At 41.3% G+C, this 23,638-nt stretch carries 24 protein-coding genes, 5 pseudogenes and 1 riboswitch; of the genes and pseudogenes, 21 read left to right on the top strand and 8 right to left on the bottom strand.

Annotated features, from left to right (window positions below):
- The first annotated feature begins 31 nt into the window (after positions 1 to 31).
- Positions 32 to 1,516 (top strand): glutamate synthase subunit beta, encoded by a 1,485-nt coding sequence (locus tag JCM19033_RS06540; protein WP_054635719.1) that lies wholly within the window; start codon positions 32 to 34, stop codon positions 1,514 to 1,516.
- A 382-nt stretch (positions 1,517 to 1,898) separates the two neighbouring features.
- Here the strand turns inward: JCM19033_RS06540 and JCM19033_RS06545 are convergent, their stop codons facing one another.
- Positions 1,899 to 2,414 (bottom strand): hypothetical protein, encoded by a 516-nt coding sequence (locus JCM19033_RS06545; protein ID WP_054635720.1) that lies wholly within the window; start codon positions 2,412 to 2,414, stop codon positions 1,899 to 1,901.
- On the bottom strand, positions 2,414 to 2,914 hold the full coding sequence (locus JCM19033_RS06550; RefSeq protein ID WP_054635721.1) for an aromatic acid exporter family protein: 501 nt from the start codon (positions 2,912 to 2,914) through the stop codon (positions 2,414 to 2,416). The genes JCM19033_RS06545 and JCM19033_RS06550 overlap by 1 nt, the downstream gene beginning before the upstream one ends.
- A 325-nt stretch (positions 2,915 to 3,239) precedes the next feature.
- Here JCM19033_RS06550 and kapB point away from each other — a divergent pair, with 325 nt between their 5' ends.
- A complete protein-coding gene (kapB, locus tag JCM19033_RS06555; RefSeq protein WP_054635722.1) occupies positions 3,240 to 3,614 on the top strand; it encodes a sporulation phosphorelay system protein KapB in 375 nt (124 codons plus the stop codon).
- An 18-nt stretch (positions 3,615 to 3,632) separates the two neighbouring features.
- Positions 3,633 to 4,730 (top strand): sorbosone dehydrogenase family protein, encoded by a 1,098-nt coding sequence (locus JCM19033_RS06560; RefSeq protein WP_054635723.1) that lies wholly within the window; start codon positions 3,633 to 3,635, stop codon positions 4,728 to 4,730.
- Positions 4,731 to 4,831: 101 nt separating this feature from the next.
- Here JCM19033_RS06560 and JCM19033_RS28000 read toward each other — a convergent pair whose 3' ends face one another.
- The 3 genes and pseudogenes from JCM19033_RS28000 to JCM19033_RS06570 form a co-directional block, all read right to left on the bottom strand.
- Complete coding sequence (locus tag JCM19033_RS28000) at positions 4,832 to 4,951, bottom strand: hypothetical protein (protein WP_374701203.1); 120 nt, start codon at positions 4,949 to 4,951, stop codon at positions 4,832 to 4,834.
- Positions 4,948 to 5,547: a CdaR family transcriptional regulator gene (locus JCM19033_RS06565; RefSeq protein ID WP_054635724.1), complete on the bottom strand. Its 600-nt coding sequence runs from the start codon at positions 5,545 to 5,547 to the stop codon at positions 4,948 to 4,950. Before JCM19033_RS06565 ends, JCM19033_RS28000 begins: the two co-directional genes overlap by 4 nt.
- Before the next feature lie 44 nt (positions 5,548 to 5,591).
- A pseudogene (locus tag JCM19033_RS06570) lies at positions 5,592 to 6,547 on the bottom strand (PucR family transcriptional regulator ligand-binding domain-containing protein).
- Positions 6,548 to 6,816: 269 nt separating this feature from the next.
- Between JCM19033_RS06570 and JCM19033_RS06580 the strand changes: the two are divergent.
- The 10 genes and pseudogenes from JCM19033_RS06580 to JCM19033_RS25160 all read left to right on the top strand — a co-directional run bounded on the left by JCM19033_RS06580 (position 6,817) and on the right by JCM19033_RS25160 (position 15,765).
- A pseudogene (locus JCM19033_RS06580) lies at positions 6,817 to 8,021 on the top strand (cystathionine gamma-synthase family protein).
- 17 nt (positions 8,022 to 8,038) lie between these two features.
- The gene (locus JCM19033_RS06585; protein WP_269758006.1) at positions 8,039 to 9,064 is read left to right on the top strand and encodes a M20 family metallopeptidase; all 1,026 of its coding nucleotides are present in this window, start codon (positions 8,039 to 8,041) and stop codon (positions 9,062 to 9,064) included.
- A 20-nt stretch (positions 9,065 to 9,084) separates the two neighbouring features.
- Positions 9,085 to 9,255: a hypothetical protein gene (locus JCM19033_RS25155; RefSeq protein ID WP_269758007.1), complete on the top strand. Its 171-nt coding sequence runs from the start codon at positions 9,085 to 9,087 to the stop codon at positions 9,253 to 9,255.
- Between the two features lie 22 nt (positions 9,256 to 9,277).
- Positions 9,278 to 10,318: a homoserine dehydrogenase gene (locus JCM19033_RS06590; protein ID WP_054635727.1), complete on the top strand. Its 1,041-nt coding sequence runs from the start codon at positions 9,278 to 9,280 to the stop codon at positions 10,316 to 10,318.
- Between the two features lie 47 nt (positions 10,319 to 10,365).
- Positions 10,366 to 11,817 (top strand): aldehyde dehydrogenase family protein, encoded by a 1,452-nt coding sequence (locus tag JCM19033_RS06595; protein ID WP_054635728.1) that lies wholly within the window; start codon positions 10,366 to 10,368, stop codon positions 11,815 to 11,817.
- A 69-nt stretch (positions 11,818 to 11,886) separates the two neighbouring features.
- Positions 11,887 to 13,051, top strand: a pseudogene (locus JCM19033_RS06600) (M24 family metallopeptidase); the annotation flags it as partial.
- A 340-nt stretch (positions 13,052 to 13,391) separates the two neighbouring features.
- Entirely contained in the window at positions 13,392 to 13,625 is a 234-nt protein-coding gene (locus JCM19033_RS23235) for a hypothetical protein (RefSeq protein WP_157049771.1), read from the top strand.
- Between the two features lie 426 nt (positions 13,626 to 14,051).
- Positions 14,052 to 14,612, top strand: a complete 561-nt coding sequence (locus JCM19033_RS06605; protein WP_054635729.1) for a hypothetical protein — start codon at positions 14,052 to 14,054, stop codon at positions 14,610 to 14,612.
- 122 nt (positions 14,613 to 14,734) lie between these two features.
- Positions 14,735 to 15,235, top strand: coding sequence for a DMT family transporter (locus tag JCM19033_RS24105; protein WP_198153433.1), 501 nt, complete (start codon positions 14,735 to 14,737; stop codon positions 15,233 to 15,235).
- On the top strand, positions 15,217 to 15,765 hold the full coding sequence (locus JCM19033_RS25160) for a DMT family transporter (protein WP_269758008.1): 549 nt from the start codon (positions 15,217 to 15,219) through the stop codon (positions 15,763 to 15,765). The genes JCM19033_RS24105 and JCM19033_RS25160 overlap by 19 nt, the downstream gene beginning before the upstream one ends.
- On the opposite strand, the pseudogene yidD reads toward JCM19033_RS25160, so the two are convergent.
- Positions 15,703 to 15,927, bottom strand: a pseudogene (gene yidD / locus JCM19033_RS25165) (membrane protein insertion efficiency factor YidD); the annotation flags it as partial. The gene JCM19033_RS25160 and the pseudogene yidD sit on opposite strands and share 63 nt — an antisense overlap.
- Before the next feature lie 182 nt (positions 15,928 to 16,109).
- Here yidD and JCM19033_RS24110 point away from each other — a divergent pair.
- Positions 16,110 to 16,241: a YfhE family protein gene (locus JCM19033_RS24110; protein ID WP_100398629.1), complete on the top strand. Its 132-nt coding sequence runs from the start codon at positions 16,110 to 16,112 to the stop codon at positions 16,239 to 16,241.
- A gap of 447 nt (positions 16,242 to 16,688) precedes the next feature.
- Here the strand turns inward: JCM19033_RS24110 and dapA are convergent, their stop codons facing one another.
- Positions 16,689 to 17,576 carry a 4-hydroxy-tetrahydrodipicolinate synthase gene (gene dapA, locus JCM19033_RS06620; RefSeq protein ID WP_054635731.1) on the bottom strand — a complete coding sequence of 296 codons (888 nt, stop codon included), beginning with the start codon at positions 17,574 to 17,576 and terminating at the stop codon, positions 16,689 to 16,691.
- 170 nt (positions 17,577 to 17,746) lie between these two features.
- A riboswitch (Lysine riboswitch) is annotated at positions 17,747 to 17,932 on the bottom strand.
- A 310-nt stretch (positions 17,933 to 18,242) separates the two neighbouring features.
- Between dapA and JCM19033_RS06625 the strand changes: the two genes are divergently transcribed.
- Positions 18,243 to 18,947: a YhcN/YlaJ family sporulation lipoprotein gene (locus JCM19033_RS06625; RefSeq protein WP_054635732.1), complete on the top strand. Its 705-nt coding sequence runs from the start codon at positions 18,243 to 18,245 to the stop codon at positions 18,945 to 18,947.
- Between the two features lie 397 nt (positions 18,948 to 19,344).
- Here the strand turns inward: JCM19033_RS06625 and JCM19033_RS06630 are convergent, their stop codons facing one another.
- Positions 19,345 to 19,905: a hypothetical protein gene (locus tag JCM19033_RS06630; protein WP_054635733.1), complete on the bottom strand. Its 561-nt coding sequence runs from the start codon at positions 19,903 to 19,905 to the stop codon at positions 19,345 to 19,347.
- Positions 19,906 to 20,117: 212 nt separating this feature from the next.
- On the opposite strand from JCM19033_RS06630, the gene JCM19033_RS25170 reads away from it, so the two are divergent.
- The 6 genes and pseudogenes from JCM19033_RS25170 (at position 20,118) to JCM19033_RS06660 (ending at position 23,578) form a co-directional block, all read left to right on the top strand.
- Positions 20,118 to 20,303: a hypothetical protein gene (locus JCM19033_RS25170; protein WP_054635734.1), complete on the top strand. Its 186-nt coding sequence runs from the start codon at positions 20,118 to 20,120 to the stop codon at positions 20,301 to 20,303.
- 149 nt (positions 20,304 to 20,452) lie between these two features.
- Positions 20,453 to 20,835 (top strand): annotated as a pseudogene (locus JCM19033_RS06640) (type II toxin-antitoxin system PemK/MazF family toxin).
- A 174-nt stretch (positions 20,836 to 21,009) separates the two neighbouring features.
- On the top strand, positions 21,010 to 21,984 hold the full coding sequence (locus JCM19033_RS06645; RefSeq protein WP_054635735.1) for a DUF523 and DUF1722 domain-containing protein: 975 nt from the start codon (positions 21,010 to 21,012) through the stop codon (positions 21,982 to 21,984).
- 14 nt (positions 21,985 to 21,998) lie between these two features.
- Positions 21,999 to 22,748 carry an oxygen-insensitive NADPH nitroreductase gene (gene nfsA, locus JCM19033_RS06650; protein WP_054635736.1) on the top strand — a complete coding sequence of 250 codons (750 nt, stop codon included), beginning with the start codon at positions 21,999 to 22,001 and terminating at the stop codon, positions 22,746 to 22,748.
- Positions 22,738 to 22,932: a hypothetical protein gene (locus tag JCM19033_RS06655; protein ID WP_054635737.1), complete on the top strand. Its 195-nt coding sequence runs from the start codon at positions 22,738 to 22,740 to the stop codon at positions 22,930 to 22,932. Before nfsA ends, JCM19033_RS06655 begins: the two co-directional genes overlap by 11 nt.
- 43 nt (positions 22,933 to 22,975) lie before the next feature.
- Positions 22,976 to 23,578, top strand: coding sequence for a polysaccharide deacetylase family protein (locus JCM19033_RS06660; protein ID WP_304650818.1), 603 nt, complete (start codon positions 22,976 to 22,978; stop codon positions 23,576 to 23,578).
- Positions 23,579 to 23,638: the final 60 nt, after the last annotated feature.

The raw sequence follows: 23,638 nt of genomic DNA on the forward strand, positions 1-23,638 counted from the left end.
ACCAAGACTAGGAACGTTTGGAGTGAGTATAATGGGAAAATCAACAGGTTTTATGGAATATAAGAGAGAAGCACCAGCAAAAAAAGATCCTCTTGCGAGAGTAAAGAATTGGCAGGAGTTCACTATATTAATGCCCGAAGATAAGCTATCTGAGCAGGGTGCCCGCTGCATGGATTGCGCGATTCCTTTTTGCCAGGCAGGAACAACGATGGATGGCTCGGCAGAAATTGGCTGTCCAGTTCATAACCTGATTCCAGAGTGGAATGATCTTGTTTACAGAGGGAAATGGAAAGAAGCTCTAGAAAGACTTCATAAAACGAATAATTTCCCTGAATTTACAGGCAGAGTCTGTCCAGCACCGTGTGAAGGTTCCTGTACAGTGGCTATTAGTGACGACCCTGTATCCATTAAATCCATTGAATTTCATATTGTTGAAAAAGGATTTAAAGAAGGCTGGATCAAGCCTGAGCCTCCTAAAAAACGCACAGGCAAAAAGGTGGCTGTCATTGGGTCGGGGCCAGCTGGTCTGGCTGCCGCCGCCCAGCTGAATAAAGCAGGTCATACAGTAACTGTATTTGAAAAAGATGATCGTGTCGGGGGCCTCTTAACTTACGGGATTCCAGACGTAAAACTTTCTTTTGAAGTCCTGCAACGACGGGTGAGATTATTAGAAGAAGAAGGAATTACCTTCGTTACTAACACTGAGATTGGTAAAGATTACCCAGCAGAAAAGCTGAATGAAGAATTTGATTCCACCATTTTGTGTACAGGTGCCCAAGTACCAAGAGATGTGCCTGCTAAAGGCAGAGATTTAAAAGGAATTCATTATGCAATGGAATTCTTAAAGAAAAATACAAAGTCACTTCTAGACTCTAACCATCAGGATCAAAATTATCTGTCCGCTAAAGGAAAGAATGTGATTGTAATTGGCGGTGGAGATACTGGGGTGGACTGTATTACTACGTCTTTGCGTCATGTCTGTGAGTCTCTTGTACAATTTGATATTCACCCGGAAAAGAATAAAGACAGAGAGCCACTTAATCCTTGGCCATTATTCCCAGTCGTTTATAGCCAGGAAGATGGGCATAAAGAAGCTGAAGCAGTATTTGGCAAAGACCCTAGAGCATATAAGCTTCAAACGACTAAATTTGTCGGAGACGAAAATGGTAATGTTAAAGAGCTTCATACTGTAGAGGTCGACACAGTATATGAAAATGGCAAAAAGTTGAGAAAAGAAATTCCAGGAACAGAACGAGCCTGGAAAGCAGATTTAGTTCTTTTGGCAATTGGATTTACAGGGCCAGAAAAGCATTTACTTGATGAATTGAAGGTAGAAACAACCGAGCGAAGCACGGTGGATGCTGAATATGGAAAATACAGTACAAACGTGGAAGGTGTATTTGCTGCTGGAGACAATCGTCGCGGCCAAAGCCTTGTCGTGTGGGCAATTCATGAAGGGCGCGAAGCAGCAAGAGAGGTTGACCGTTATTTAATGGGAAGCTCAAACCTGCCATAATCATTTTAAGAAGAGGGTGTCTCAAAAAATAGTATAATGTAGTAAATCTACTGAGACATCCTCGCTTTATTTGGTTCTATAAAATAGGATGAAATAGACCTTCCCCGGTTTGGGAAAGGTCTTTCTTTTATTGTCTCTTTTCTCTGTTTCCTTTGCACACCTTATCCCAGTGTGTGATTACTTGACCGGTTGTATGTATTTTTTATATAGAAAGTAAGTTTGCCTTACGCTTTTTTTCAGCAAAAGACAAATGTCAATTAAACTGCAAAAAAGCCTGTTCTTAAAAGCTTTACTTTTGAGAACAGGCTTTTTTATATTGACTTTGTAATAGAAGACGAAGGTGGAGGAAGAGGAAGAGAGGCTTCCTGCTGTTTTCTCAGTTTTAATAAATCTTCCACAGTATCATGGAGGGAAAGAAATTCATACAGGGCAATTGAAGTTCCAGAAAAAGATGATAATGGTCTGTATTCAATGGTGAACAATTTTTGTTGTGAGTAATAAATTGATTTTTTAAGTTTTCAATCAATAAGTAGTGTTCTTCATCAAAAGTGTGAGGGCCCGCTATTAAGGCTTTTTTTAATGAGGTAATCAACGCCCAGACACTTCTTTTTTCTTCATCATTGAAAGAAAGATCTCCTTCTATATACTGTAAGTGGCCGAGATGAAGTGAGATACGCTGCAGAATTCGCAGTCTTTTTTCAAGATACATAAACTTTCTTAATTCGCGAAAAGAGGCATGATGAAACTTCCATTCCTTTCGTTGATATTCAGCCAGTTCCCCGCTTTTTTCAATCTCCTTGCGCAGCCTTTGATACTTCTCTAACTGTGGGGCCGCAGGACGTATGGTGTTGTTTTGTAACACCGAGGAAGAAAGCTCTTCCAGTATATCTCCGCTCATTACAAATAATTGATCAAGTTTTTTTCTAATGCCGGTGTAAATTTTGGAGGCAATAATAACACGTTTACCAAGGTTGAAGTAATAAGGCCGATAAAAGTTCCGCCGAGGCGAGTGAAGAAATCACCCATGTAGTTTACACCTATGTCAGGAATCATAACTACGGCAGTTAAACAAGCAACGAGCATCCCATCTTGAAGCTTTAGGTTATGGCAGATAAAGAGTGTTAAAATAGCAGATAAAGCAAAGGTATAAGGGGTGACACCAAGAAAAAAGACAAGTCCTAAAGAAATTGCGGCACCTATCGCAGAGGCAGGCAGGCGGATAAACCCTTTACGAATCGATTCGTAGGCTGTAGGTTCAATCGTTACAATGGCAGTCACAACGGCTAGTACGGGAGGAACCTGCAAAAACTGACAAATTAATGCTGTAAGGAGGACAGCCACCCCCGTTTTAGCGATTCTTCCTCCAATCATTCGGACTTTTAATTTCCCGATCCACATTTACATCAACACCTTTGTCTTCACTACTTTTTCCACTTATTTACTGATTCTTTAATCATACCGGACAAACCACCAAAATCAAAATTTAAATTTCACGCACCGTAATTAATTATTCAACAAAAAGGAAATAAGGTAACGATAATATAATTATGTAAAGTAAAGCTGTCGATTTATTTACAGCTGATCTGGGAAAAGAAAGGTAGTATGACTGCATGTTTTTAGAAACCATGTCTAAAAGGTATTAGCTTGCAAGGACCTCATTCCGGTGATAGGTTAAAAGAGAAAGGATGCTCAGTCATTAATAGGAAAGAAGGAGGAATTAATAATGGCAGCTGATGCAAAAATCATCCAGGCTCCTTATAAGACAGGTGTGTACGTAGGGGAAGAAATAGACCAAAAAGGGGAAAAAACATTAGTTAAAGTAAGAGCAGTTTTAAAACATCCAAAGCAAGGAGATCTACATAACCCAAAACAAGTAGATGTTCCTTTATTTCATGAACGAAAGGCTTTAGCTGAATTTGAGAAGGTGTGGGTTCAGACTGACATGCTCAGAAAGTACGATGAAGAGCCTCCTGACTATAAAAAATCCTTAAAGCACGCGGTTGAAAAAGAAAAGGACTTACTAAGAGAAAAAAATGACGAATGGTCTCAAAAAGCATTAAAAACATTGGAGACAGTAGAAAACGATTATAAATTATAAGAAAGGAAGCTGAGGAAGGTGAACAGGGCAGTATGCGGAGCCTTGCTGTTAGTCGTTTTGATCACTGGCTGCAACGGTGAGGAAACGGAGTCCGTCCAGGATGCTGACGAAGAGGGAGTAAATGGTGAAAGTGCAGAAAGCGTTTCAGAAGACCTGCAGATTCAAGCCGAAGTTGAAGATTTAAATATTCCTTGGTCCATTAATAAAGTGAATGACACCTTTTATATATCCGAAAGAGAAGGGTCTATCGCCGTCATTGAAAATGGTGTGATCAACCGAGAGGATATAGATCTTCAAGAGACCTTCACCCATGAAGGAGAAGGGGGATTACTCGGCTTTGTTCTTCATCCGGAGTTTGAGGAGAACAACCAGGCTTTTTTGTATTATACGTATCTTGAAGACGGATTGAAGAATCGAATTGTAATCGTTGAGAGGGACAATGGGGAATGGACCGAAAAAGATGTGATAAAAGATAATATTCCTGGAGACTCCATTCACAATGGCGGAAGGCTTGCTATTGGACCTGATGGGTATTTGTATGCTACTACAGGGGATGCATCTGAGCCGGATCTAGCACAGGATGAAAACAATCTTGCAGGTTCTATTTTGCGCTTGACACTTGATGGAGACGTTCCAGAGGACAATCCATTTGAAGACTCAGCTGTTTTCAGCTATGGACATAGAAATCCTCAAGGTCTGTCATGGGACAGTGAAGGAACAATGTACAGCACGGAACATGGACCTGTTGGAGAAGATGAGATTAATCGAATTGAGGCGGGAAATAATTACGGCTGGCCTCTAATCTCAGGTGATGAAACAGAAGAGGGAATGGAGGAACCACTGCTTCAATCTGGCGAGGATACATGGGCGCCTTCTGGATCTGCTATGATTAACGACCGGTATTTACTAGTGACAGGACTCAGGGGAGAAGCATTGTTTGGAGTTGACGTAGAAGAAGAGACGATCGAACGCTTTTTTGAAGGTGAAGGTCGTTTACGTGATGTCTTTATAAAGGAAGAGACCGTTTATATTATAACTAATAATACTGATGGAAGAGGGCAGCCTCAGGAAGGTGACGACCGGCTTGTGAGAATTGATAATTTCTTTCAAGATTAAAAATCTAAGTATTAACTATAGGGAAAACCGGGCATTGAGAAGCGCTTCTTAATGCCCGGTTTTGTAGTAATAATAAGATGGATTAATGAGAACTCGAACGATTAACCATTGCCTCTTTCTAAGACACCTTCTTTATCGCCATCATAACCAAGAGTGTGTAAACGGATAGACAAATCTATTAAGAACATATCCTCAGGATTATCCAGGTCACAGCCAGTCATGTTTTCAATTTTTTTAAGTCTGTATAAAAGAGATTGGCGGTGGAGGTTAAGGCACGTGCCGTTTGGCTGACGTTGCCTTTATGCTGGTTATAGACTACAAAAGTATGAATTAAATCAATTCCTCTTTCTTTTGAATAATGAACAATAGGAGCAATTGTGGCGTCTGTAATCTGCTTTAATTCATTATTTTCAGCCAGAGCCATGAGAGCTCTGTCAAACCTGGTATCTGCATAAGTACTGATATAGCCTTTACCTCTTTGTCTTCGTCCAATATCAAGCGCCGTTCTGGCTTCCTGGAAACTATCGTAAAAGGACTGCTTGCCAGATGTTTTCGCTACCCCCCACGACACAGTGAGCTGAGGAAGCTTTTGTTCTAAACGATACTGTAAAAGGTCCAAAAAAGGAAAAATGGTTTCCATATTTCTTTCAGAGCGGACTTCAACAAACACGACTAATTCCTCTCGCTGAAAGGTGCACATCGTTTTTAATTGCATTGTCCTCCCTGCATGAAAGACCTCTTCTTCAAACATACTGCCAAGATGATGCAGCCACTGTTCATAAGAAGCATGCGGCTGAGGGTTATGATCATATAACACCCGAAGGTTTTCCGGACGTGCCAAGAGACAGAGATAGGGAACGTTCAAGGAGTACCAAGTGACTTGGCCCGTGATAAGGCTGCATCCCAGCTGGAAACCTGCCCTTTAGCCAGGCTCCAGACAAAATCATCCCGCAGGCGCATTTCCGTTTCAAGCACAGCATGATCGTGCAAAAAGCATAAAGCAGAGGCTGTTACTGCATGTTCCAAAAGAGGCAGGGTATGATCGTTAAAAAAGTTTTCCTGAGGTTCTGGAAGGGATATAAGAAGAAACCCTTGGATTTCCCTTGCGCTTTGAATAAGGATTTGAAGGACGGATTCCTGCTCAATATCAAGCCAGTGCATATTTGGCTGGGAAAAAGATTCGGGGGTTTCTTCATGAAACATACTGAGTGGATCAACAGTATGATATAAATAACTTTGCCAGATCTCCTCCAGCTCATGTCCGTTCTTGCTCCTGCCTTTGATCACACCTCTTTTATCCAAAATTAAAACAGGTGCCTTTAAGTGCTTGTAGACATAGGTACATATTTCATTAAGACCTTTTCCTTCAAGAATAATTTCTAAGAGCTGTTTGCGGAACTCTTCTGACATTTTCACACCTTCATGTTCCTGACGGTGAAGGGCCTGTGAAATGGCCTGGCTGATCTCTGCAAATCTGACTTCCCAGGGAATTTCGATAATTGGGAAGCCGTGGGTATCTGCGTAGGCTAACACCCCTTTAGGTATTTCTCTTACGTATCTTCCTACTGCCATAATTAAGGCAGCCGCATCTGAATCCATCACTTCTTTTACAAAAGACAAGAGTTTTTTTCATCGTTTCTGCACCCGATCCCGGTAGTCAGCACGACTTCATTCTTCCGTACAAAATCTTCAACCGGTGTCTCAATAATTGAAACCCACTCCACGGGCTTATCGAGGTTCCCGTTTCCTCCTGCCATTTGTTTCGCTTCTTTCAAAACCTCAAAAGAAAGAATATTTCCCACCGTTAACAATATCATCACCTCTTAGATGCTTATAAAAAGCAGAAAACATGAGAAAAGAGTAAGAATACTTAATTAATCCAAGTTTTAGACCTATTATAGCACAATAGTGAGCCTAAGGGCTTATTTTGAAACAACAATGTCAGAAAATAGTTCATTCAATGTGATGAAAAAAGAAAGGAAAACTTCATACAAAATGACAGATGGTAAATTTTATTCTTTTTCGTAAGATGATAGTAGAAATCAAAGTTCATAATTCTTAAAAGGAGTGATCCAAATGACGATCAATCAAAACAAAAGGCGCCTCCCTTTCTACAAAAGCGGTATGGTCAGGCGAAAAAGAATACAGGGTGCACGGAGCGTCTCAGGTTCCAGTGGTACACAGTGTTGCTTTTACGTATGACGACTTGGATCACTGGTATGATGTGGCTGTGGGCAGAGAAAAAGGCCATATTTACGGAAGAAATACAAATCCGACTGTTGAGTCGTTTGAACAAAAGATAAAAATTTTAGAGGATGCCGAGGCAGCAACTAGCTTTTCTACAGGGATGGCTGCGATCAGCAACTCTCTTGCAACATTTTTACGACCTGGAAGCCGCGTTGTATCTTGTAAAGATACGTACGGTGGAACAAATAAGATTTTCAGTGAGTTTCTCCCTCAGCTTGATATAGATGTGAAACTTTGTGAAACCGGAAACCATGAACAAATTGAAGAAGAAGTGCGCAAAGGGTGTGACATTCTCTACTTGGAAACACCTACGAACCCAACGGTAAAAATTACAGATCTTGAGAGGATGGTAAAGGTTGCAAAAGAAGTAGGGGCTCTTGTATTTGTGGATAATACTTTTGCCACTCCTATACTTCAGAACCCACTTGAATATGGTGTGGATCTCGTCATCCACAGTGCACAAAATATTTGGGAGGGCATGCGGACGCTCTTGGAGGAGCCGTCTGTGGTTCAAAAGAACTGGTAGAGAAAATATACCACTATAGAGAAATTAACGGTGCAACCATGGATCCGATGGCGGCATACCTCATTCTACGTGGCATGAAAACACTTCATTTACGGATGAACCAGCAATGTCAATCAGCCATGAAAATTGCAGAATACTTGAAGAATCATGAACAGGTTGATCAAGTGTTCTATCCAGGTCTTGAAGATCACCCTGGTCACGATATTGCGAAAAAACAAATGCGGCAGTTTGGCGGAATGCTGAGCTTCTCTGTTAAAGGCGGTATGGATGCAGTAAAGCAGTTTCTTCCTAAACTTGAGTTTGCCAACCGGGCAGCGAATCTTGGGGCCGTTGAAACGACTGTTGGACCGGCTAGAACAACCAGTCATATTGAGAACACGCCAGAGGAAAGAGCAGCTCTTGGAATACCTGAAAGCCTTGTCCGTTACTCTGTTGGGATTGAGGATACCGACGATTTAATTCAGGATCTTGAGAATGCATTCGCAAGCCTTAAAAAAGCTGAAGCAGCTAAAAGGTAACAGTAGAGGAGATGGCTATGCTTACGTCGCAGAACCAGGTATTTAGAGAAGCACTTAACCTGAAAGAATCTCTCATACAGCTAAGAAGAGAGCTTCATCAATATCCTGAGCTCAGTTTCCAAGAATACAAGACATCAAGTGTCGTGAAACGAGAACTGGAGAAGATCCCTGGTATGAAAATATATGCAGGTCTTGAGCATACAGGATTATCCACCGGAGTAGTTGGAGAACTGGCTTTTGGCGATGATGGTCCTGTCATAGCCCTGCGAGCAGATATGGATGCTCTTCCAATCGAGGAAGAAAATGAAGAAGACTATCGTTCAAAACAGCCGGGAGTCATGCATGCTTGCGGACACGATGCTCATACGACAATCGTCCTTGGAGCAGCACGCATTCTAGCTGAAAAAGTAAAGCCGGCTTTTGCCGGAACGATAAAGTTTATTTTTCAGCCTGCAGAAGAAGACACAGATGAACAAGGGGTAACAGGCTCTCCGTATATGATCAGCCACGGAGTACTTGATAATGTAGATGTGGCATTGGCCCTTCATATGGATCCGGAGTACCCTGTCGGCCATGTCCGCCTTCATGAAGGACCCAGCATGGCTAATGTGGACACATTTACAGGCTCCATCCACGGAACCGGTGGGCATGGAGCCTACCCTCATTTAGGGACGGATCCAACATGGATGCTTTCACTTATCTTGCAAAGCATTCATGGTATCAGCGCCAGAAAAGTTTCGCCTTTAGAGCCAGCAGTGATCAGTGTCTGTCATATTGAAGGCGGCTCTTCAACAAATGTTATACCGAGCAAGGTTCTCCTTGAGGGTACAATGCGCAGCTACACTAAAGAGACAAGAAAAGAGCTGGAGGAAGAATTGCACCATGCATTTGCGGTTGCAAAGTCATTAGGCGGGAGTTATGAACTTGAGGTGAAAAAAGGGGAGCCGGCTTTAAATAATAGTTCTAAAGCAATCAATCTAGTAAGAGAGACCATAGGAGAGTTTTTCCAGAAATGGTCATTCATAACAAACCATACGGTTTAGGTGGTGAGGATTTCGGATATATGGCAGAAAAGGTCCCTGCCGCCATGTTTTTTCTTGGAGCTGGCAAGGATGACCGCAAGGATCGAGGTCTTCACATGCCTTGCTTCGATATTAATGAAGAAGCGTTGCCGGTCGGAGCATCTATTCTTGCAGGATCTGTTCTAAAATTCATGTCCGATCCTCAGCTTTAATTTTTACTAGGAGGATGGCAATATGGCACACAAACTTGCATTTATAGGCTTTGGAGGAGTCGGCCAAGGATTGGCAGATATTCTTTTGTCTAAAAGTGATTGGCTCAAGGATGAATTTGGCACTGACTTTCAGGTTGTCTCCATTTGTGATTTATACAAAGGATCTCTTCATGACCCAAATGGTCTGCAGCTGGACAAAGTGATGGATGGATTAAAGGAAGATGGAAATTTCGACAGGTACCCTGACTCTCCTGATCTTGTCAGAGGAATGGACAGTATGGAAACCATTGAAGCTTCCAATGCCGATACAATGATTGAAATAACGTTTACTGATGTTAAGACAGGACAGCCTGCAATTGATCATTGCAAGAAAGCATTTCAGAGCGGGAAAAACGCTGTTCTTACAAACAAGGGACCGGTTGCACTTGCCTATGAGGAGCTTAAAGAATTAGCTGACAAAAATAATGTACGGTTTCTATTTGAAGGTACGGTGATGAGCGGTACTCCAGCACTTAGAATGCCGTTAACCTCACTGGCTGGAAATGAAATTAAACAAATTCGCGGAATCTTCAATGGTACGACCAATTATATGCTGACAAAAATGGAAGAGGGCATGAAATATGAAGAAGCTCTCGCCCAGGCACAGGAGCTTGGATACGCTGAAGCTGATCCTACAAGTGATGTAGAGGGGTATGATGTCCTTTATAAAGTTGTCATCCTGGCAAACGTGGTAATGGGTGTTCCCTTAAAGAAAGAGGATGTTACCTGCAAGGGAATATCTCACCTTTCCCCAGAAGACATTGAACAGGCGAAGGAAGAAAGAGCAAAGTGGAAGCTAATCGGCAGACTGGAAAGGACACAGGACGGAGTAAAAGCTTCTGTCGGGCCGGAAAAGGTAGCAGAAGGCGACCCTCTATCCAGCATTGCAGGGGCGCTCAATGCTGTTACGTATGAGTGTGATCTATCAGGACCTGTCACTCTTGTCGGAGCCGGCGCCGGTATTCCAGAAACAGGTTTCGCCCTTTTAATCGACTTGATTAATATGGAACGACAGCAAATATAAGTGTTACATGGATCATGGGAAACTTGTGAAGAAAGGTGGCGAGGAACATGGCAACAAAACTATTAGGCCAGAAAATGCTTTTAGCAGGTGAGTGGGTAGACAGAGAGGATAAAATCAAAGTCTATAACCCTGAAAATAATCAGTTAATTGATACAGTCCCGGCAGCTAGCAAAGAGGACATGGAGCTTGCGATAGAAAAAGCAAAGGAAGGCGCTAAAATAGCTGAATCGTTATCGGTAAAAGAAAGAATGGATATTCTTCAGGGAGCTGCAAAACGTTTACAAGAGAGACATGAAGAATTTGCCCGAATGATAGCTCTTGAAGGCAGCAAAACAATTAAAGAAGCCAGAGGAGAAGTAACACGAACGATCGAAACCATTCGTATTAGTGCGGAAGAGGCAAGAAGAATGACTGGTGAATCCATTAATTTCGATCAAAATGCCGGAAATGAAGACCGGATGGGTTACTACTTTCGTTTTCCAATCGGTATTGTTGCCGCCATCACGCCATTTAACGATCCTTTAAACCTTGTGGCTCATAAGATTGGCCCTGCTATTGCTGCAGGAAATGCGATTATTGTGAAGCCAGCTTCAGAAACGCCATTAAGTGCCTTAAAATTAGCAGAAGCTTTTACAGAGGCCGGATTGCCTAAAAAGGTGATGACTGTTATAACCGGAAGAGGCAGGGATATTGGCGATACTTTAATTGAAAATAAAGAGATTCGCATGATTAGTTTTACTGGAGGACTTGAAACAGGGGAAGCAATTGCCAAAAAGGCGGGGTTGAAGAAGGTATCGATGGAACTTGGTTCTAATTCACCGGCTATCGTCTTAAAGGATGCTGACCTGGATCATGCTGTTTCCTCCACTGTATCTGGTTCTTTTGCTGCCGCAGGACAAAACTGCCTGGGTGTCCAAAGAATTTATGTAGAAAATGACCTGTATTCTTCCTTTAAAGATAAATTTGTACAACAGACAAAAGAGCTAAAATCGGGAAACAAGCTTTCTGAATATACTGATATGGGTCCCCTTATTAATGAAAAAGAAGCCAAGAGAGTGGAAAAAATGGTTGAAGATGCCCTAAAAGATGGAGCAGAGCTTTTGACAGGAGGAAAAAGGAACGGTGCTTTCTACGAACCTACTGTACTAGCGAATGTTCCAAGGCATTCAGCAGTGGCTGTAGAAGAAATTTTTGGGCCGGTCGTTATCCTTTCATCTGTTGATTCCTTTGAAGAGGCAATAGAAAAAGCAAACGATGTTAATTACGGTCTTCAGGCTGGTATATTTACAACAAATGTAAATAAAGCCATGCGCGGGGCTCGCAGGCTCCAGGTCGGAGGAGTCATGATCAACGACAGCAGTGATTTCAGGATCGATGCCATGCCGTTTGGCGGTGTAAAAGGCTCCGGGCTTGGAAGAGAAGGCGTCAAATATGCCATGAGAGACATGTCAGAAGAGCGTGTCGTCTGCTTTAAACTAACTGATGATGAAGAAAAGTAAAATGGGCCAGTGGACAAAAGGGGAAGCCTTTTTGTCCACTAAGCTGGAAAGATGAAAGGTGGGTCGTCAATGTTGTTATTCCCTAAAGAGGAATTTTTAACTAGAATGAATTACACTAAACAAAAAATGCTTGAATACGGTGTTGAGGTATTATTAATCTCAAATCCGTCCAACATGAATTATTTAACTGGTTATAATGCCTGGTCGTTTTATGTTCATCAAATTCTAGTAGTGATGATTGACGAGGAACAGCCCATCTGGATTGGAAGAGAAATGGATGCCCATAGTGCGAAAGTGACAACATGGCTTGATACAAATCATATTATTTCCTACCCGGATGAATTTGTGCAGTCGAGCATTAAGCATCCAATGGACTTTGTAGCAAATATCCTGGAAGAGATAGGGCAGGGCAACCGAAAGATCGGTTTAGAAATGGACGCTTTTTATTTTACAGCAATGTGTTATGAAAGAATTGTCCATGGTCTGCCCAATGCTGAATTTAAAAATACCAGTACTCTCGTAAACTGGGTAAGGGTTGTGAAATCAGACCGTGAAATAGAGTGCATGAAGAAAGCTGGAAGAATTTTAGAAAATGCCATGAAGCTGCTTACGATACAGCCGATGTAGGTGTGAGGGAAAATGATGTAGCTGCTGCTATTTATCAGGCGCAAATTAGCGGAACACCTGATTATGGCGGCGATTATACTTCCATTGTCCCAATGATTCCGACCAGTGAAAACACGGCAAGCCCCCACCTGACGTGGACAGACAGAAGGTATAAATATGGAGATTATCTCACCATTGAAATTGCAGGATGTTATAATCGGTATCATACACCGATGGCAAGAACAATGGCTATTGGAGAGGCGCCTGGAAAGTAGAAGAACTTGCCGAAGTCGTTGTAGAGGGAATTGAAACAACGATTGATGCTATTAAGCCTGGGATAACAGCAGAGGAAGTGGAAGCAGTTTGGAGCAGGAGCATTGCCAAGCGAGGCTTCTTTAAAGAATCACGCTTAGGCTATTCCATTGGCCTCAGCTATCCTCCTGACTGGGGTGAGCATACCATTAGTTTCCGTAAAGGAGACCGGACTCTGCTGCAGCCTAATATGACCTTTCATTTAATGCCTGGGATCTGGCTTGATGACTACGGAGTTGAAATTACTGAATCTATCCGTATCACCGAGTCAGGATGTGAGCTTCTGGCTGACGTACCAAAAGATTTATTTATAAAAAAGCCAGCATCTTATTCAGGCCTGTCACTAGTTGAAACCCCTGATAATCAAGTGGAATTCCCAAAAAAGCCGACTTCTCTTCATAGAGAACGGCTTTTTTCTTTGGAGCAAATCATACTCATTTTCAGGCTTTACGTGGTAGGATAAATAATAAGGAAGGTTTTTTGGCAGAAAGGTACGGGATTCACGTGAAAAATGTTCAATCGTTTTTGGGAGTTGCTGCGTTTTTAGCAGTTTTTTATATTTACTGCATTTGTTCATACCCATAGAAATTCTCCCTTACATATATAGTTTTCTCACATTTCTTTTGTTACTGTGCGGGCTGGTTCTTATCAATCCGGTGAACAAGATTGTAGTGATTTCTTTATTAGTCCTTGGCAGTCTGGTTTTCTTCAGATATGAGGTGGATATGCAAACGATATGGCTCAGTTTTGGAGAAAACTTGAATCTCCTTGCTTTATTTCTTCTGATCCCTCTATATGGAACCTTGATGTCTGAAGCGGGTTATTTACAAGCTTTAAAGACAGCTATTGCCAGAAGAGAACTTACAAAAAAGCAAGGCCCTATCGTTTAGGGTATATCTTAACAGCTTCCATGGGTTCCCTCTTAAATTTAGGCTCCATGCCTTTAGTTCACCGGATCAGCGAAGAGAGCTTTTCAAAATACGAGGAAAAGCGTTTTGGTATGACACTGCTGCGCGGCTTTGGATTCTGTATGCTTTGGTCTCCTTATTTTGTGAACGTTGGGCTTGTGCTTGTTCTTTATGATTTATCCTGGCAGGAAATCGGTATATACAGTCTCTTTCTCGCCTTCGTATATACAATTGTGACTGCTATGTTTTTCCCGTTTCTTTCCTTTAAAGACGATCGAGATCATACTCTTATACAAAATGAAACGAGAATAGACAGGGAAACAAGGCGTTTATTATGGGCGTTTGCGGCTTTATGTTATAATTCTTTTGTTTTCCTCTTTTTATTTAGACAGTGTGCTGGAGATCAATATGCTGACGGTGGTCTCTATTCTTGCATTGATTCTTCCTTTGGCCTGGTCTGTTGCTGCCAAGGTAACAAAGGAATTTCTAAGAGCAGGAGCTGGCCATATAAAAGGGTCCTTTGTAAAGCTTCATAATGAGTTAACTATCTTTATTACAGCCGGATTTATCGGGGTAGCTTTATCTGAAACAGAAATTGGAGAGGTCTTATCTGAAGCCTTGTTGTACATGTCGCAGGGAATTGTGCCTGTCTTTTCTTTTCTTTTGGTTGGAACAGCCATTTTGCTGGCATTTATAGGAATCCATCCAGTCATTATAGTGATAGGACTGGGGAGTTCTCTTTCTCCCGAGAGCTTTGGTGTGGAGGCGTCATACATGGGACTCTTAATGCTTGCAGCCTGGACACTTTCTACTCAGCTCTCTCCATTTTCGGGATCGGTCCTTTTGGCATCTCATCTGATGAAAACTTCGCCCCTGGAGATTGTGAAGAAAAATGTTGTCTTCATACTTGTCATTATGTTTTTGTTTTACTTTTTTACTCTGGGGATCCATGGTATCCAAAATTTGTAACTGTATAAATCCTTAACGGTTATTTTACGAGCAAATGAGATGGGCTTTTGTGGTATTGACCTGTAGTAGAAGCTACGACTTCTTCGTAAATAGGAATTTGCATAAGAAAGAAGGGAATTGTGTTGGAACAAAGACGTTTATGGCCTCTTTATGTACTTATATTTTCCGTCATGCTTGTCTGGGGGCTGAATGTAGTTGCTCTTAAAGTTTTGGTGGATTTTATGGAACCTGCATCCATGCAGGCACTTAGAATTTTTCTTGCCGGCTTGACTGTGTTTTTTATTATTTTCCTTCGGAGAAGCTTTAGGAAATTAACAAAGAAAGAATGGAAGATCACGCTTGCTGCCTTGCTGTTCGGTGTAGTAGGGCATCACTTTTTTTTGGCAATGGGGCTTACAGAAACTACTGCCTCTAATGCATCAATTATTTTAGCATTGCTTCCTGTCACTACTTCCGTGTTAGCTATGATGATTCTCGGTGATCCCTTGACTAAGCTGAGGTTTGTAGGGATTTTGTCTGCATTTACTGGAGTTTTCTTGATCGTATTTATGGGTGATGGGGAATTTGGGGCCTTAACAAGAGGAGATATATTTATTTTTTGGGGATGGCTACCCAGGCACTGAGCTTTATTTTTATTAGGCAGGCAACAAGTACAATCAGTCCTGCTTTGATGACTGGCTACATGTTTATTGTAGGGTCCTTTTTCTTGCTGGGTCTAAGTGTAGTATTTGAGCCTAATGGAATTAAGGAAATGTTTACGGCACCGTTGTATGTATGGGCCATATTTATAGGTTCAGCCGTACTGGCAACAGCTCTAGGTCATCAATTGTTTAATGGAGCCATTCAAAAGATAGGCGCTGGCGAAACTGCAGTATTTAATAATTTTGTGCCTTTTTTTGGATTGGTTAGTTCTGCACTTCTTTTAGGTGAAAATATTACTATGCCACAAATTGCAAGCTTTATTTTTATCGTGATTGGTGTTTTGTTTGGCACAGGTTATGTAGAAAAGAAATTTATCCTTTATAAAAACAAAAAAGAGAGACAGATCATCTCTCTCTTTAAAGGAACGGTCACGATGCGTTCCTCCCTTTGTCCTGATTCTTTTTTCTGGGACCGGATCAAAGCCGCCAGGATGAAAAGGATGGCACTTTAAAAGGCGTTTTATGGTCAGCCAGCTTCCTTTACATGCTCCATATGTTCTTACGGCTTCCAGGCTGTATTGAGAACATGTCGGATGAAAGCGGCATGTTGGCGGGGTTAATGGTGATATAAATCGTTGATAAAAACGAAGAATTTTGATTAGGATAAATTTCATCGGTTTCTCCTCGTAAGATATTTTCTTCTACATCTTAGCAGAAAGAGAAAAGTGGTGTAAGGGAAAAAGTAAAGAGGGATTCCTTATATGCTTTCCAATAAATTTAATGTTTGACTATAAACCAGAAAGGGCAAAAGAATAATAAGCACAAACAACTATTTTACAAAGAGGTGAGCTTTCGAGTGAAACACTTTGCACATCGTTCCATTAACAAAAAGCATAATGGCCTAAATAGTACTCAGGAAGTGCGTTATGCAAAAATTTTCAGGAAAGCTGATAAAGAAATAGAACAAATGCAAAAAGAGCAAAAGTAAAATAAAGACTGGACCAAAACCAAGGTAAAAAGAATGGCCTCACTGTTTGTGAGTGCCATTCTTTTTATTTATACGTAATAACTAATCCACTAGAAAAACAGTCCATACTCTTTATTTGCTTCACCCGGACGCTTTTACCTGAAGGTACAAGTGCGACATCCGTTCGAGCTGCATTTCATTCCCATAAACGTTGTCTTCTACGCCGCGGGCCACGCTTCCGCTTCCTCGGGAACATCACCGGGATCTTCAGCTGTTGCTTTTCCTGCAGGAGTCGCCGCCTTTTTGTCCTTCAAGACACTTCAGTCCAAAAAAGGAGCATTTCCAAAATGGAAGTCTACACAACGATTTTCTGCAAATAAATATTTTACAGAAAGAGAAACCCTCTGCTTTAGAAAACAGAGGGTTTCTCGACAATCAAAGCTTGCCGAATGGCAAGCTTTGTCTGAGTCAGCTTACATAAAATGTAGCTTTAGGTTGAAGAGTAGTGCGGAGCTCATTCATTTCCCCTTCACTTAAACGAACCATTGGGAGACGAACATCTCCTGAAATGATACCTTTCAGCTCTAAAGCAGCCTTAACTGGGACAGGGCTTGGAGCTGCAAACATAGCTTTCATAAGCGGCAGCAACTGTCGATGTCTTTGGGCTGCAAACTGAGGATGCCCCTGTAAAAAGGACTGAACCATTTCCTGCATTTCATTTCCTAAAATGTGTGAAGAAACAGAAACGATTCCTGTTCCGCCAATAGCCATTATCGGAAGAGTTAAGCTGTCATCTCCACTGTAAAGAGAGAAGTTGTCAGGTGTTTCTTCCACGATGCGGGACATAGCATCTAAGTCACCGCTCGCTTCTTTTGTTGATACGATATTCTCAATATAGGACAAGCGGATCGTTGTTTCCACTGAAACATTTACGACGCTCCGCCCTGGAATATTATAAATCATAACTGGAAGGTTTGTTGCTTGAGCAATTGTCTTAAAATGCTGGTATAAACCTTCCTGAGACGGCTTGCTGTAATAAGGAGAAACAAGCATTACAGCATCCACGCCAACTTGCTCTGCTTTTTTAGTTAATTCCACTGAAGCTTTTGTATTGTTACAACCGGTACCGGCAATGACAGGAACTCTGCCATTAACTACTTTCACTACATGTTCGAACAAAAGAAGCTTTTCCTCTTTTGAAAGTGTAGGGGATTCACCTGTAGTTCCCGCGACAACGAGTGCGTCCGTTCCGTTTGAAATTAAATGATTTACAAGCTTTGTGACTGCGTTAAAATCTACTTCTTCATTTTCATCAAATGGTGTAACCATTGCTGTTAATACACGACCAAAATTCATGTACATCACCCTCTTCATAAAATATCGTTCATTTTTCACCAAGTTCCTTTTACCGGGTGAGGGCAGGTTCTCAACGTAGTCAGTCGTTGGTACACCTGAACGTAAAAAAGCAACAATGAGAGGGATGTCTCATTGTTGCATAACGTTCAGTAATCTACAGAACCGTTTATGCGTGAGATAGCCCTCCATACAGCGCGTCATTGGCGCTATATGACAGTTACGTATTTATTCAATACGAAACCAGCTTCGAGTTCATGAGAAGCTCTCCACTTCGGCAAATCCCCCTTTCTGTAACATTCCACGGCTCTCATGTGCTCCTGTTACATACTAATGGTCTTCGCGCCTCTAACCTCACTTCCAGTAAAGAAGCAGGATATAAAATTGATTTTCTACAGAAACTGTATCAAACCTTTTGATCAATTGCAATGGGTTTTGATAAGAATTTTGTTGTATTTTCTTGTTCTTACAGGTTGTTTGCCCTGGTAGGTTTGATTTTAAACGTATGATTTAAATAGTAAAGACTGGAAAGATGAGAGTGATACCTGTCCTGAAAGAGAGGCGCAGGATAACCTGCCTTCCTAAAATTGTCTTTGATTCTATCCTTTCCCGGATTAACACGGATATAAAACGCAAAATATAAAAAAGAGAAGAAAGGAGGTAAAAAACGTGATAAAAAAACTGACAATACTACTATTGTTTGTTTTTCTAATATCAGGGTGTGTCATTGAACAAAGGCATGAGATCGGTGCAGATCGTGGAAAAGACCAGGCTTATAATGATTTAGGGATAGAATCGGCAAGAAAGCATGAAGGTATTTTAAGCGATATGATGATACCAGATGATGCTCCCGGCAGAGAAGGCGATGAAACCGGCGACATTATTCGGTATGGAAGAAGTGCTGAGCAAGACACCTGGCACGAAAAAAGAGACAGGAGGTTCGGGAGCGGGGATCGGCTATGGTCAAGGAGACCAATGACCATTAGACAAAGTCCTCAGGCTGGGGAAACACCCTATTTTAAAGAGGGAACTCCTGGTTCTTTAGGATACGAAGAACCTGCTGTTGAAATGAAAATGCGTCTCTTGCAGGCAGACGAAATTGATGAAGCCTATGTTGTGGAAAAAGAAGGTCATTTTTTTGTAGGAGTTCAATCACATGAGGACGATAAAAGAAAAGTTCATTATTTAATGTACAGCTTTTTGTCAGATGTAGTGGATGAAAATCAGCTGCATATCTTCACAGATAGAAAATCAGTTAACAGAATCAGAGCAGCGGAGAAGGGTGAGGGAAGATTTGAAAGTCACACTCTCCACGATTTCCTGAAGGATATAGAGTATGAATTTCAGCGACCCGGCGAAAACTGGCCTTATTAATTCTCGTAAGGCCAAGGTTGATTTTTTATTTTTATTGTTGATAAACGATCAGACACCTTTAATAAGGCCGATTAAATAATAAGCTTTTATGGAGTTTCTTTATTGTTCTTTAGTCTCTGTCGAATAGTAAATAAAAGGTTCACTTCTTTAGTGAATTCCTTTTGTCCCCGGGTTCTGTGAGATGGTTAGATTGCATATTTCAGAAGCCGGCAGGAGTGAACCCTTACGAATTGGTTCACACCTCGAATGCTTTATCCTGCTGTCTTCTGCTCACTTATCTTTCGTCATTTACGCCAGTACTGGAAGGACAGAGTTACTCTGTTCTTTAATTTTTACATAAAAAAGGGAAGTGATTCCTAAGAGATGTTACCCCTGTAATTGTATATATACAACCTGGTTAAAATACTCCCTCTCTCCTTGTAACATCAGTCCAAACGATTTCCATCTGATTATGGGCTAAAAGGATGTTGTCAAAATGCACCTCCACCATAGAACATTCGTGTTCATCGGAGTCTTCAAAGCAATCGGCAAGGGAATTTTTTAAGTGGGTTAATTCAGCCATTTTACTTGTATGAATCGCGTGAAGCTCTTCAAATTCATATGGAACGGGCAGAGCCAGGAGCTCCACTGCTTCCTTTTCCATTTGTTCAATAGGCTGCAATATGTCAGTAAGATTCTCATTTTCGTTTCCATGAATGTTCATAGCAAGTGTTTCAAGATGATCATTTGAACGATCTATATAATTTTCATAAAGGTCAGCATAATCTTCTGCTCCTTTTGTATGCTGCAGCCGCTTTTGGTTTTGAACTTTATCATTTGGGGTAGTGTCTGTTACATTATTTTTTTCATAATGAGTCCTTTCTAAATCACTTTCCAAATCATCGACGGCTCCCTCACCACAGGCACCGAGCAAGGCGACAAGACACAATAAGCCAAAGAACAATTTGTATATTTTCACGGTTTTTCCTCCTTATCCCTGATCCAGGATGCTTTTTCTTATTTTGGAAAAGGAAGTCGATAATTATGCGGGAGGAATGAAAAGAAAAAAACCTGTTAATATTCTAGTTATTAGGCTAAAATGTAGGTAATAAAAAAACCTCTTTTATTTTTAAGGCTTTTTCCCTTATAATGAAATATGGGAATAAAAGATGCATGGGGGGGCCGTCTTCTATGTCGTACTTGCAGCAAATTGCCGTAGAGCTTCCGGAAGATATATTTTCGGAAATTGAGCATTTGTCAAAAGAGGAAATAGATTCCTTTTTTCGAAAAGTAATCGAAAATCAAATTGAAAAAAAGAAAAAGCACCGACATTCGTTTTCAAATGAAACGAGGGTATCTCGAGATGGCCCAGATTAACTTGGGGATTGCTGAGGAATTTGCACAAGCAGATGAGGAAGCATTAACCATCGGAGAGCAGGCAGTTTTACAAGAAAAAGGGGTATAATGCCTGCTCGCCCTGCATACCCTTTTGAAAAGGGATCAGGTGAAGGAGGTGAACGGATGAGTTGAGTGATACGAATCACGGTCATCACCATTCAAAAAAAGTAAAACGAGGCGACGTCTTTTTTGCTGATCTTTCACCTGTTGTAGGGTCTGAACAAGGAGCGTGAGGCCGGTACTAGTTATCCAAAATGATATTGGAAACCGGTTTAGCCCAACGGTCATCGTTGCTGCTATTACAGCGCAGATTAAGAAAGCAAAGCTCCCTACACATGTGGAGATTGATGCAAGCAAGCATGATTTTGACCGAGACAGTGTAATCTTGCTTGAACAAATTCGGACGATTGATAAGCAGCGTTTGACAGATAAGATCACCCATCTTGACGATGCGATGATGGAAGAAGTAAAGAAAGCGCTCGACATTAGTTTAGGACTAATGGATATTTAGGATTTACATAAATTAACGTCCCTACATATTTCGTTTGAAAAACACGCCTCGTTTTTAGGCGTGTTTTTTTGTTTTGCCCTTACAATAAATTTTCTTCTTTTCGTGTAGATACCTTCTAAAATGATAAAAATAAGGGTATAGCCAATGGAAGTTGTCTGTATTGGAGGGAGAAAATTGGGAGAATTTGCGACACCGCAAGTCGTCGTGAGCAAGTGCCTTGAATTTGACGCGTGCAGATATAACGGAGAAATGATTCCAAACAAAACGATTCAGAGGCTTTCTTCTTTTGTGAACTTCATTCCAGTTTGCCCGGAAGTAGAAATCGGCTTGGGAGTACCAAGAGATACGATCCGCCTTGTAGATAATAATGGAAGTAAGGAACTGATCCAGCCTTCTACAAAGAAAAATATAACAGGTGAAATGCATAAATTTTCAGAACGATTTATAAAAAGCTTACAAGAAGTTGATGGATTTCTTTTAAAAAACAGATCCCCTACTTGCGGCATTTCTGATGCTAAGGTGTACACTGGAGCTGAGAAAGGGTCAGCGACTAAGGAACTGGGGAGCGGACTTTTTGCTGAAGCAGTTTTATCACACTTTTCTGGCTGTGCTGTAGAGGATGAAGGAAGACTTAGCAATTTTACGATAAGAGAACACTTTTATACGAAGATTTTTACTCTCGCTGCCTTTAAGGAAAAGAAACGCACGCAAAAAATACATGAGTTAGTAAATTTTCATGCCAGACAAAAATTTTTACTTATGGCTTATGACCAGAAAAGTGTGAAAGAGCTTGGAAATATAGCCGCTAATCATGAAAGGCTGCCTGCAGAGAGAGTGTTTGAAAAATATGAAGCTGCATTAAAACATGCGTTACAACAGGCTCCTTCTACCAAACGTTATATTAATGTGTGTGAGCATGTATTTGGTTTTTTATCTTCAGGGCTACATGCTGGTGAGAAAGCTTTCTTTCTTGATATGCTAGAAAGGTACAGAGAAAAAAAGATACCTTTAACAAGCATTACCAGTATATTGAAATCCTGGGCCGTTCGATTTGAGGAGGCATATTTACTGAGGCAAAGTTTTTTTCTGCCTTATCCAGAAGAGCTTGTCGAAATTAGCGACTCTGGAAAGGGACGAGCGTATACGTAAGGAGAGAGGAAACAATGAATTCAACGATCGAAACCATTTTATCCCACCGTTCAGTAAGGGCATTTGAAAACAAACCACTTTCAAAAAAGACAGTTGATACGTTAATCCAATGCGCACAGCAGGCTTCAACGTCAAGCTACATACAAGCCTACAGTATTATTGGAGTGACGAATCCAGACAAGAAAAAAGCATTGGCTGAGCTTGCCGGGCCCCAGAGTTATGTTGAAGAGAATGGACATTTTTTTGTTTTCTGCGCTGACTTGAAAAGACATGAATACATTGGAAAAAGAGAAGAAACAAATGTGATTCCTTCTTTAGAAAGTACAGAAAAATTTATGGTCGCTTTGATTGATGCCTCTTTAGCGGCCCAGAACATGGCAATTGCAGCGGAATCTTTGGGATACGGCATTTGTTACATTGGAGGCATTCGCAATAATTTAGAAAAAGCAAGTGAGCTCCTTCAGACACCGGATCGGGTGTTGCCTTTATTTGGCCTGTGTGTAGGATTGCCGACAAAAGATACAGAGAAGAAACCTCGTCTGCCACTTCATCATATCTATCATGAAAACACGTATAACAATAATGAAAAAGTGATAGAAGGAGAATTAAGAGAGTTTGATGAGATTGTATCAGCTTATTATGCAAAAAGGACAAATGGAAAGAGAAACCAAAGATGGTCGGAGCAAATGGCCTCCATGCTGAAAGATCCAAAGCGATCGTATATGAAAGAATTTGTGAAGGGGAAAGGGTTTGATGTCAGATAGATGTCGATGGGTTGTTTTTCCTTTACTTATCATTAGTTTCCTGCTGTTTTCCTGCCAAAACCATGGTGAAGATCGTGAAGCAGAAACCCTGCACAGTCACAAACAATTGATTGGGGAAGAAAAGAGAAGTTGGGACAAGCAAGAGGAGACTTCCCAAAAACCAATGAATGGGGAGAACAAGTAACAGGAGTTTATCATCGCATGGCGACTGATGAAAAGTTATTGCTCTGACGTTTGATGCCTGCGGAGGACCGCAAGGGGACCAATATGATGAAGACCTGGTTGAATTTCTTATAGAAAACCGAATAAAGGCGTCATTGTTTATTAATAAAAGGTGGGCTGAACAAAATCCTGAAAAGACGAAAGAGCTGGCGGATAACCCTCTTTTTCGCATAGAAAATCATGGGACAGATCACGTTCCTCTTTCTGTTTCAGGACAAACAGCGTGGGGCATACAAGGCACACAAAGTGAAGAAGAGGTTCTTAATGAAGTAGGAGAGGCCCAGAAGGAATTAACACAGCTGACTGGTGAACCGCCTGTTTTCTTTCGTTCAGGAACCGCTTACTATGATGAAGTTGCCGTAGCAATCGTTGAAGAGGCAGGGTTAGAGGTGTTAGGGTTTGATGTGGCAGGCGATGCGGGGGCAACATATTCTGCAGAAGAGGTGAAAAAAGCTCTTCTTGACAGCAGGCCCGGATCTATACCCTTGCTCCATATGAACCAGCCGGGGAGCGGGACAGCTGAAGGGGTAAAAAAAGCTGTACCTAAATTGTTAGAAGAAGGTTATGAATTCGTCCATCCCCATGACTATCCTTTGCATAGACAGTAGAAATCAATGTTACTCTGGAGATGAAATCTTCAGAGTTTTTTTATGTTTTAAACAAACAGA

This window comes from Thalassobacillus sp. C254 (assembly GCF_001310615.1).